This window comes from Actinomadura darangshiensis (assembly GCF_004349235.1).
Lineage (GTDB): Bacteria > Actinomycetota > Actinomycetes > Streptosporangiales > Streptosporangiaceae > Spirillospora > Spirillospora darangshiensis.
This window is the reverse complement of sequence record NZ_SMKY01000019.1, coordinates 50,108-59,919: the sequence shown is the minus strand read 5'-3', so window position 1 is coordinate 59,919 and position 9,812 is coordinate 50,108. Positions and strand designations below refer to the sequence as shown.

7 protein-coding genes and 1 pseudogene are annotated in these 9,812 nt (G+C 73.9%); 3 read left to right on the top strand and 5 right to left on the bottom strand.

The window, feature by feature from the left end; all coding sequences use genetic code 11:
* Positions 1-224, bottom strand: a pseudogene (locus E1293_RS06910) (histone deacetylase); the annotation flags it as partial.
* A 196-nt stretch (positions 225-420) separates the two neighbouring features.
* On the opposite strand from E1293_RS06910, the gene E1293_RS06905 reads away from it, so the two are divergent.
* The 3 genes from E1293_RS06905 to E1293_RS06895 all read left to right on the top strand — a co-directional run bounded on the left by E1293_RS06905 (position 421) and on the right by E1293_RS06895 (position 5,814).
* Positions 421-1,647 carry a glycosyltransferase gene (locus E1293_RS06905; protein WP_243716070.1) on the top strand — a complete coding sequence of 409 codons (1,227 nt, stop codon included), beginning with the start codon at positions 421-423 and terminating at the stop codon, positions 1,645-1,647.
* A 135-nt stretch (positions 1,648-1,782) separates the two neighbouring features.
* A complete protein-coding gene (locus tag E1293_RS50125) occupies positions 1,783-4,707 on the top strand; it encodes a helix-turn-helix transcriptional regulator (RefSeq protein WP_279472982.1) in 2,925 nt (974 codons plus the stop codon).
* Between the two features lie 279 nt (positions 4,708-4,986).
* Positions 4,987-5,814 (top strand): nitroreductase/quinone reductase family protein, encoded by an 828-nt coding sequence (locus tag E1293_RS06895; RefSeq protein ID WP_132194996.1) that lies wholly within the window; start codon positions 4,987-4,989, stop codon positions 5,812-5,814.
* Here E1293_RS06895 and E1293_RS06890 read toward each other — a convergent pair.
* From E1293_RS06890 to E1293_RS06875, 4 genes are all read right to left on the bottom strand, one after another.
* Positions 5,811-6,875 carry an NAD(P)H-dependent amine dehydrogenase family protein gene (locus E1293_RS06890; RefSeq protein ID WP_132194994.1) on the bottom strand — a complete coding sequence of 355 codons (1,065 nt, stop codon included), beginning with the start codon at positions 6,873-6,875 and terminating at the stop codon, positions 5,811-5,813. The two genes, E1293_RS06895 and E1293_RS06890, sit on opposite strands and share 4 nt — an antisense overlap.
* Positions 6,872-7,651, bottom strand: coding sequence for an SDR family oxidoreductase (locus tag E1293_RS06885; RefSeq protein ID WP_243716069.1), 780 nt, complete (start codon positions 7,649-7,651; stop codon positions 6,872-6,874). Before E1293_RS06885 ends, E1293_RS06890 begins: the two co-directional genes overlap by 4 nt.
* 95 nt (positions 7,652-7,746) lie before the next feature.
* The gene (locus tag E1293_RS06880) at positions 7,747-8,700 is read right to left on the bottom strand and encodes an ornithine cyclodeaminase family protein (RefSeq protein WP_132194992.1); all 954 of its coding nucleotides are present in this window, start codon (positions 8,698-8,700) and stop codon (positions 7,747-7,749) included.
* A 34-nt stretch (positions 8,701-8,734) separates the two neighbouring features.
* Complete coding sequence (locus E1293_RS06875; RefSeq protein ID WP_132194990.1) at positions 8,735-9,727, bottom strand: ABC transporter ATP-binding protein; 993 nt, start codon at positions 9,725-9,727, stop codon at positions 8,735-8,737.
* Positions 9,728-9,812: the final 85 nt, after the last annotated feature.

Sequence of the window (9,812 nt, the reverse complement as noted above, 5' to 3'; positions counted from 1 at the left end):
GGGTCGTAGAAGGCCATCCCGCCGCCCCAGGTCAGGGACGTGTACGCGAAGTAGATGCCGCCGGGCACGGTGACCGGCTGCTCGGCGCGGGCGGGCCGGGGGTCGCGGCAGCCGGTGTAGTGGCGGGCGCCGCCGCGCGGGCGGCCGCCGGACAGGTAGCAGCCGAATCTCTCCCGGTAGAGGTTCGAGCCGTACGCCACGTACCAGATCGGTTCGTTGTCCACTTTATCCAGTATCCCCGCAGGTGGGCGGTGATAGACCGGGTTTCGGGAGGGTAGGGATTCCGTTTCGCGAGGTTTGACGGAGACGCCGTGCGGATATGAAGATGGCCGAGCAGGTGTCTACGACGCAGATACCTCCGAGCTTCCCCTGTGCAGCCCCGGAGGATCCGTCATGCATCGCCCGCTTAACATCGCTCTCGTGTCCGCCTCCGACCTCGACGGCGAACACCTGCAGTCCATTCACGTCCGGGATCTTGCTCGCTCGCTCACCCGTCCGCTCACCTCGGACGGAGAGCCGAACCAGGTCACGGTTTACGCGCGCCGCCAGGACAGGTCCGCGCGCAGCCGGGTCCGGCTGGCGCCGGGCGCGGCCCTCGTGCACCTTGACGCGGGCCCGGCCCGTCCCCTTTCCGACGACGAGCTGCTCCAGCACCTCCGCGATTTCGCCGAGGGGCTGCGCCGCCGCTGGACCGGTTCGGGGCGCCCCGACATCGTGCACGCGCACGGCTGGATCGGCGGCCTCGCCGCCTGCGCCGTGGCCCGTGAGCTGGGCATCCCGTTCGCGCAGAGCTACCACGGCCTCGCCGCCGCCGAGCGGCAGGCCGGCCGGAAGGTGCACCCGCACCGCGACCGCCTGGAGAAGGCCATCGGGCGGGACGCCGACATGGTGCTCGCCGGGCACGCCGAGGAGGCCGGCGCGGTCGTCCGGATGGGCGTCGCGCGGCCGTCGGTCTCGGTCGTCCCCTACGGCGTGGACGGCGACCAGTTCGCGCAGGTCGGCCCGGCGATGCCGCACGGCGGGCGCCCCCGCCTCGTGGTCGTCTGCGACGACCTGCGCACCGGCGACGTGGGCACCGCGCTGCGCGCCCTCGTGCACGTCCCGGACGCCGAGCTGGCCGTCGCCGGCGGTCCCGACCGCGAGGACCTGGAGAACGACGGGGACGTGCACCGGCTGCGGATGCTCGCCAAGGAGCTGCACGTCGCCGACCGGGTGATCTTCCTGGGCCGGCTGCCGCGCAAGAACCTGCCGAAGCTGCTGCGGACGGCGAGCCTCGTCCTCTGCCTGACCCCGCACCAGCCGTGCCCGTCGGTGCCGCTGGAGGCCATGGCCTGCGGCGTCCCGGTCGTGGCGATCCCGGCCGGCGGGAACGCCGACGAGGTCCTCGACCACATCACCGGGCTGCACGTCCCGCAGGGGCGGCCGGTCGTGATCGGGCGCGCCGTCCGGCACCTGCTCGCCGAGGAGACCACGCTGCACGGCTACGCGATCGCCGCCGCGGACCGCGCCCGCTCCCGCTACTCGCTGGAGCGGATCGCCGCCGAGACGCTGCGCGCGTACGAGAAGCTCCTGCCGCCCGAGCCCGAGCCCGAGCCGGCAGACGTGGCGGAGCCCGAAGCCGACAAGACCCCGGCCCTGGCCAGCTGACCACCGTCCTCCAGCCCCCGCCCACCACCAATCAACCGACGAGCTCCGCTCGGCCGACTTCACGCGGGCCCTGGATCCCTCTCCGGATCCGGGGCCCGTTCACGTTCGCGCCGGTGGGATACTCGTTGAGATGAGTTGGAAGGGCTTTTTGTGCTGATCGGCCGGGCGGAGGAGCTCGCCGCGCTGTCCGGTGCGCTGGATCGGGCCGCCGCGGGCAGTGCGGGTGTCGTCCTGGTGAGCGGGGACGCGGGGGTCGGTAAGACGCACCTGGTGTCCGCGCTCACCCGTGCCGCGCGCGACCGGGGCTGCGCCGTGCTGGTCGGGCAGTGCGCCGAGCTGGGCGAGAGCATGCCGTACCTGCCGCTCACGGACGCGCTGTGGGCGGCCGCGGGCGCGCCGGAGGGCGACGATGTGCGTGCCGCGCTGGGCGCCCGTCCGGTCCTGCGGGGGCTGCTGCCCGACGGTGAGGGCGGCCCCGGCGCGGGGTCCGAGCTCGGGCAGCAGCAGCTGTTCGGGGCGGTGCTCGGGCTGCTCGGCGAGCTGGGCGACGAGCGGCCCGTCCTGCTCGTCCTGGAGGACCTGCACTGGGCCGACCGCTCGACGCGGCACCTGCTGACGTTCCTCAGCCGGGTGCTGCAGCGCGAGCGGGTCTGCCTCGTCGGGACCTACCGGTCAGACGATCTGCACCGGCGGCATCCGCTGCGGCCGGTGGTGGCGGAGCTGCTGCGGCTGCCGAACGTGACGGGCGTCGAGGTGCGCCCCTTCCGCCCGATCGAGACCGCCGAGTACCTGGCGGAGCTGTCGCGCGGGTCCGCGCCGGTCACCGCGGAGGCCGTCGACCGGGTGCACCGGCGGTCGGAGGGCAACCCGTTCTACGCGGCCGAGCTGTACTCCACGGGTCTGGACGGCGGGACGGCGGAGCTGCCGTCCGGGCTCGCCGACCTGCTGCTGTCGCGGGTCGAGCGGCTCTCCGACGACGGGCAGCGCGTGGTGCGGGTCGCGGCGGTCGCCGGGCGGCGGGTGGACGACGAGCTGGTCCGCCGCGTGTCGGGGCTGGACGAGGCGGCCGTCGGCGAGGCGCTGCGCGAGGTCGTGTCGCACCAGCTGCTCGTCCCGTCCGGGACCGGGTACATGTTCCGGCACGCGCTGCTGCGCGAGGCCGTCTACGCCGACCTGCTGCCGGGCGAGCGGACCCGGCTGCACGCCGACTTCGCCCGCCTCCTCGACGGGGCGCGCGAGTCGGCGGCCGAGCTGGCGCACCACAGCCTCGCCGCGCACGACCTGCCCGCCGCGTTCGCCGCGTCCGTCCGGGCGGGCGGGGACGCCATCCGGCTGGGGGCGCCCGCGGAGGCGTTCGAGCACTACGAGCGGGCGCTGGAGCTGTGGGAGGCCGTCCCCGACCCGGAGGCCGCCGCCGGGACGGACCGGGTCCGGCTGTCGCTGACCGCGGCGCGGGCGTCGGCGCGGGCGGGCGAGATCCGGCGCGCCGCGCACCGGCTGCGCCGGCTGCTGGACGTCGCCGACCCGGCGGACGTGCCCCTCGGCTCGGTGATCCGCGAACACCTCGCGACGCACATGCTCGACCTCGACGAGCTGGAGGAGGCGCGGGTCATGGCACGCGAGGCGGTGACGATGCTGCCCGCCGACCCGCCGACCGCCGACCTCGCCTGGGCCCTCGCCACCTACGCCCGGACCCTCCTCTACCTGGACCCCGACGGCGAGATGCCCGCCCTGGCCGAGAAGGCCGCCGAGTCCGCGCGCGCCGCCGGGACGCCCGGCGCCGAGGCCGCCCTGCTGGTCACGCTCGGCATGTACCGGGAGTCGCGCGAGGCCGACAGCGGCGTCGCCGAGCTGTTCGCGCGGGCCCGCGACCTGGCCGACGCCGCCGGCGACAGCCCGCAGGCGGCGCTGCGCGCCCGGTTCCAGTACGCCCGGACGAAGTTCGACCGCGGCGACCTCGTCGGCGCCGCGGCGGCGGCCGACGAGGGCGTCCGGTTCGGCCTGGACAACGGCGTCGAATGGAGCATGTACGGGATCGCCATCCGGACCCTGCGGTATCTCGTCCACTACACGGCCGGGAACTGGGCCGAGGCCGGCCGGATCGCGGACGGCTTCCCCCTCCAGGTCGTCCGGCCGCACGAGGCGCAGATCTCGTCCTACGCGCTGTTCGTCGAGGTCGCGCAGGGACGTCCCGTCGTGGACGAGCGCCTGCGCTGGATCGCCCCGCTGTGGCGCGAGGACCTCCTGGCCAACTACATCGCGCGGGGCCTCGCCGCCGAGCACGCCCTGTGGCGGGACGAACCGCGGACCGCGCTGGAGCACGTCGCCGACATCGCGGACAGCGTCTACGGCGAGGGCGCGTCCTTCATCCGCATCGCCGCGACCGGGCTGTCCGCCCACGCCGAACTGGCGGCCTGGGCGCGCATCGCGGGCGACGACGAAGCCGTGCGGCAGTCCGCCGAGGCCGCCGACGACCTGATGCGGCACGTGCGCCGGTCCGTCGAGTTCACCTTCGATCAGCCCCGCACCTGGCTCGGCCTTGAGGGTCTCGCCTGGGTGGCCCGCGCCGAGGCCGAACGCCGCCGTGTGGACGGCGTCCACGACGTCGACCTATGGCGGAAGACCGCCGACCTGTTCACCTACGGCGACCCGGACGGCGGCTTCGTCTACGAGGTGGCGCGCTCCCGCTGGCGGCTGGCGGAGGCCCTCGCGGAGAACGGCGACCGCGAGGCCGCCGCCGCGGAATGGCGCAAGGCCGTCGAGACCGCGGAACGCCTGGACGCGAAACCCCTGCTCTCCGTGCTCCGCGACCTCGGCACCCGCGCCCGCCTGGACACCGGACGCGCCGCGTCCGCCCGGTCCGGCCCGTTCGCCGCACTGACCGCCCGCGAGCGCGAGGTCTTGAAACTCGTCGCCGAAGGCCGCAACAACCGCGACATTGCGGCGGCCCTCTTCATCTCCCCCAAGACCGCGAGCGTCCACGTCTCCAACATCCTCGCCAAACTGAACGTCACCAGCCGCACCCAGGCCGCCGCGTACGCCCACCGCCAGGGCCTCTGACCTTGCATCGCATTTATGTCGGCGGTAATGTGCGGGTTGTGACTGCCGGGTCGGCCTTGGGCCACGAGCGAGTGAGGTTCCCGGCCTCCGAGTGAGGCCGGGGCGGGCGCGCGGCCCGCCTTTTCCACTCAGCTTCCTTCTCTTCTTCTTTCGCGCGTCGCGCGACGTCATCGGGCGTGCCCGTGTTCTCGGCATGCCCTTCATCAGTGATTCCTGGCCACAGGTGTCTGGGCATTCCTGTGGCCTATTCGCCATGCCCGAAAACAGTTCAGGAGACAGATGGATTTCAACAGTCAGGTCATCGAGGAGTTCCGCGCGAACGGCGGGCGGGTCGGCGGGCCGTTCGAGGGCGGGCGGCTGCTTCTGCTGACCACCACCGGCGCGCGGACCGGGGCCCGGCACACAACGCCGCTCGGATATCTGCCGGACGGGGTCGTGCGCGTTCTCGTCATCGCGTCGGCCGGAGGCTCCCCCAAGGACCCGGCGTGGTTCCGCAACCTCGTCGCCGATCCGCGCGTGACGGTGGAGAGCGGCGCCTTCAAGTACGAGGCGGACGCCGTCGTCCTCACCGGGGAAGAGCGCGACGGCGCCTTCGCGCGGGCCGTCGAGGCCGACCCGGGGTGGGGCGAGTACGAGGTCAGGTCGGGGCGGACGCTGCCCGTCGTCGCGCTGGTTCCGGTAGCCGAAGGGCCGCCGGGCGGGCCGCAGACGCCGGGGGCCATGCTCGTCGCGGTGCATGACATGTTCCGCAAGGAACTGGCGCTGATCCGGAAGGAGGTCGCGGCGTCGGGGGCCGGTGTGGGCGCGCAACTGCGCGTCAACTGCCTGTCGCTGTGCCAGGGGCTCGACAACCACCACCTGGGCGAGGACACGATGATGTTCCCGCCCCTGGAGCAGGCTCATCCCGCGCTCGCGCCGACGCTGGCCCGGCTGAAGGACGAGCACAAGGTCGTGAAGGAGCTGCTGGACGAGCTGCGGCACGTCCTCGACGCGGGCGACTCCGCGTCCCTGCTCGTGGAGGTCGAGCGGCTCACCGCCGCGCTGGAGGCGCACCTCGATCATGAGGAGGAGCGGCTCCTGCCGCTCCTCGACACGTTCGGGCTCTAGAGCAGGCCGCGGCCCGGGATCAGGGGCAGGTCGAGGGCCGTGACCAGGCCGGGGGCCGCCTCCACCACCGCGGGGACGGCGTTGACCAGGCGCATCGCGGTGGCCTTCAGCCCGGCGGTGTTGTGGTCGCCGTCCGTGCCGAGGAGCCGCAGGTCCACCGTGTAGTTCGGTTCGCCGCGGACCTCGACGCGGTAGCAGCCGGCGCCGGCGGGCTGCGGCCAGTCGGGGGCGAGGTCGTCGCGCAGGCGGGTGACGTGCTCCAGGACGACGACGGCCTCGCCGCCGCGCATGCCGCGGACCTCGAAGCGGAGCGCGGCGGTGGTGCCCTTCTCGATGGTTCCGGCGGAGACGTCGAAGGTGTCGGGCGCGGGGACGCGGGTGTGCCATTCGGCGAGCTCGTCCAGTTCCACGTCCAGGCCGGCGGCGATCTGCCGGACCACGCTCCCCCACGCCATCGTGAGGACGCCGGGCTGCAGCAGCATCGGCGTGTCGTCCACGGGGCGGCCGAAGCCCATGATGTCGAACAGGACCGTGCCCTGGTCGTAGGTGGCGTAGTTCAGGATCTCCATGCAGCGGACCTGCTCGATGCGCTCGCTGATGCCGGTGACGGCGAGCGGGAGCACGTCGTTGGCGAAGCCCGGGTCGATGCCGTTGACGAAGATCGACGCGCCGCCCGCGGCGGCGGCCTCGCGGATCGGCCGCGACATCTCGGGCGGGACGACGCCGTCCGGGAACTGCAGGAACACCGGGCTGCTGGAGACGACGTTGACGCCGGCGCGCAGGATGCGGCAGAGGTCGTCGATCGCCTCCATCAGCCGGACGTCGGCCATCGAGGTGTAGACGACGCAGTCGGGCCGCAGGGCGAGGAGGGCGTCGGCGTCGCCGGTGGCGGGGACGCCGAGGTCGCGGCCGAGGCCCGCGAGTTCGCCGGCGTCCTTGCCGATCTTGGCGGGGGTGGAGGTCCAGACGCCGGCGAGGGCCAGGTCGGGGCGCGCGTCGATGCCGGCGATCGCGTGCCGGCCGACGTTGCCGGTGCTCCATTGGACGACGCGGTACGTCACAGGTCCTCCAGGCGCAGGTCGAGGTTCGGGGTCTCGATGCCGCCGTCGACGCGCAGGATGGCGCCGGTGACGTAGGCGGCGGCGGGCGAGGCGAGGTAGAGGACGGCGGCGGCGATGTCCTCGGGGTCGCCGACGCGGCCCAGCGGGGTCTTGCTCTCCATCTCGGTGCGCAGGTCGTCGCTGGTCATGACGATGTCGAGCGCGGACGTCGCGATGGAGCCGACGGCGATCGCGTTGACCCGGACGCGCGGGGCCAGGTCGAACGCGGCGAGCCGGGTGTAGTGGGCGAGTGCGGCCTTCGCGCTGCCGTAGGCGAGGTAGCCGCGGCCCGCGATGCGCCCCATGACGGACGAGATGTTGACGACGCTGCCGCCGGCTTCGAGGAGGTGCGGCACGGCCGCCCGGGTCAGCGCGTGCGCGGTGCTCACATTGAACTGGAACGCGTTCTCAAGCTTCCGGGGCGAGGTGTCCATGAACGGGGCCGGCATCGCGCCGCCCATGTTGTTGACCACGATGTCGAGGCGGCCGAACTCCTGCGCGGCGCGCTCGGCGAGGGCGGCCGCGGCGGCGGGGTCGCTGAGGTCGGCCGCGACGGCCAGGGCCCGCCGGCCGGCCGCCTCGACCTCGGCGGCGACCTTGGCGAGCTGCTCCTCGGTCCGGGCGGAGATCACCACGTCGGCGCCCGCCTGGGCGAGCGCGACCGCGGCCGCCGCGCCGATGCCGCGGCCGGCGCCGGTCACCACCGCGACCCTGTCGTCGATTCGGAACCGGTCCATGATCACCGGCGTCACCTCCGGGTCCGTAGGGGGTCGCTCGCGCGGACAGCCTACGCAGAAGGTAGAACGTGTTTCAATAACCGGCGGCGCCCGGTTCAGGCGAGGAAGTCGAAGTGCGTGCCGGTGCCGGCGGCGCGGGCCGCCTTGTAGGCCGTCCAGCTGAGCGCGAGGTCCTGCCAGGGCAGCCCGACCGGCGCGTAGACCGTGATCTCGCCGCCCTTCACCCGCCCGGGCACCTGGCCGCGCAGCAGGTCGCGGAGCGTCCCGGCGGCGTGCTTGACGTCCAGGCCGGCGTCGGCCAGCACGCCCACCTCGACGGCGAGCGGGACGTCGTCCACGACGACGCGGGCGCCCTCCAGCAGGTCGGCGCCGAGCTCGGCCTTGCCGGGCTCGTCCGCGCCGAGGGAGGTGAGGTGCGTCCCGTGCGGCACGTCGGCGGCGTGCAGGAGGGGGCGGCGCGCCCAGGTCGCCATGACGACGATCCCGGCGTCCTGGACGGCGGCGCGCGGGTCCGCGACGACGGCCGCGGTCAGGCCGAGCCGGGCGCCGTGCCGTTCGGCGAAGTCGCGGGCCCGGCCCGCGTCGAGGTCGCAGACGGTGAGCCCGCGCACCTCCCGCAGCTCGCTCAGCCCCCGCAGGACCAGCTCCGCCTGCGCACCCGCGCCGATCACCGCCACGGTGCCGGCGTCCGGGCGGGCCAGCGCGTGCGTGCCGAGCGCGGCGGCGAGGCCGGTGCGCCAGGCGGTCACGGTCGCCGAGTCCAGCTGGGCGAGCAGCTCGCCGCTGCCGAGGTCGTGCAGGCAGACGACGCCGCGCAGCGCCGGGCGGCTGCCGGGGAACTTGGCGTTCACCTTCACCGTGTAGGCGGGGATCTCCTCGACCACGCCCGGCAGCAGCGCCGTCGCGGTGCCCTGGCCCGGCAGCTTCGCGATGACCCGGCGCGCCGCGGCCCCGCCGTCCCCGGCCGTGAAGCCGCGGCGCAGCGCGTCCAGGCACCCGGCCGGGTCGAGCAGCGATTCGAGGTCGGAGCGGGTCAGCAGGAGCGTCACGGGGCCATTGTCGCGTCCGGCCGGGCGGGCGTCACTACCGGGGACCCCGGCGCGCGGCGACGAGGGCGTCCCATTCGGTGAGCCAGTTGTGGCCCGCGTCGTCGATGAACGAGCCGGGCGGCGGGGTCACCCGGTGCTCGGCCAGCCACTGCCCGGGGCGGCGCATCCCGGGACGCAGCCGGCCGTCGCTCGGCATCAGCTGCGGCTGGATCGGCGCCGGCATCGGCGGCGGCCCCTGCGGCTCGGCCGCGACCTCGGCGAGGTCCTTCTCCTCGGCCATGCCGATGGGCCCCTGGCGGCGCGCGTTGAAGAACTGGCCGACCGCCGGGTGCGTGCTGGACAGCACCATCTCCCGCGGCCCGAACATCACCAGGCCGCGGCGGAACAGCAGGCCGAGGTTGTCCGGCAGGACGCGGGCGGTGCCGATGTCGTGGGTGACGATCAGGAAGGTGGCGCCGAGCTCGGTGTTGAGGTCGACGAACAGCTGGTTGAGGTAGGCGGTGCGGACGGGGTCGAGGCCGGAGTCCGGCTCGTCCGCCAGGATGATCTGCGGGTCCAGGACGAGGGCGCGGGCGAGCCCGGCGCGCTTCTTCATCCCGCCGGAGATCTCGCCGGGCAGTTTGCCCTCCGAGCCGCTGAGGCCGACCATGTCCATCTTCTCCAGCACGATGCGCCGGATCTCGGTCTCGCCCTTCTTGGTGTGCTCGCGGAGCGGGAACGCGATGTTGTCGTAGATGTTCATGGAGCCGAAGAGGGCTCCGTCCTGGAACAGGACCCCGAACTGGCGGCGCAGCTCGTACAGCTCGCTCTCGCGCAGCCGCGGGACGTCGCCGCCGCCGACGTAGACGTGGCCGCGGTCGGGCCGCAGCAGCCCGACGAGGTTCTTGAGGAACACCGACTTCCCGGTTCCGGACGGCCCGAGCAGGGCGGAGATCTCGCCCGCCGGGATGGTGAAGGACACGTCCTCCCAGATGACCTGCCGCCCGAACGACTTCCTGAGCCCTTCCACCCGGATCTCGACACCCATGGGGCACTCCCGAGCGGGAACCGGATGCGGGGGGTCCGCGTCGTATGTCCGGCCCCCCGTCGCCTCCGACTGTACGTCGGGACGC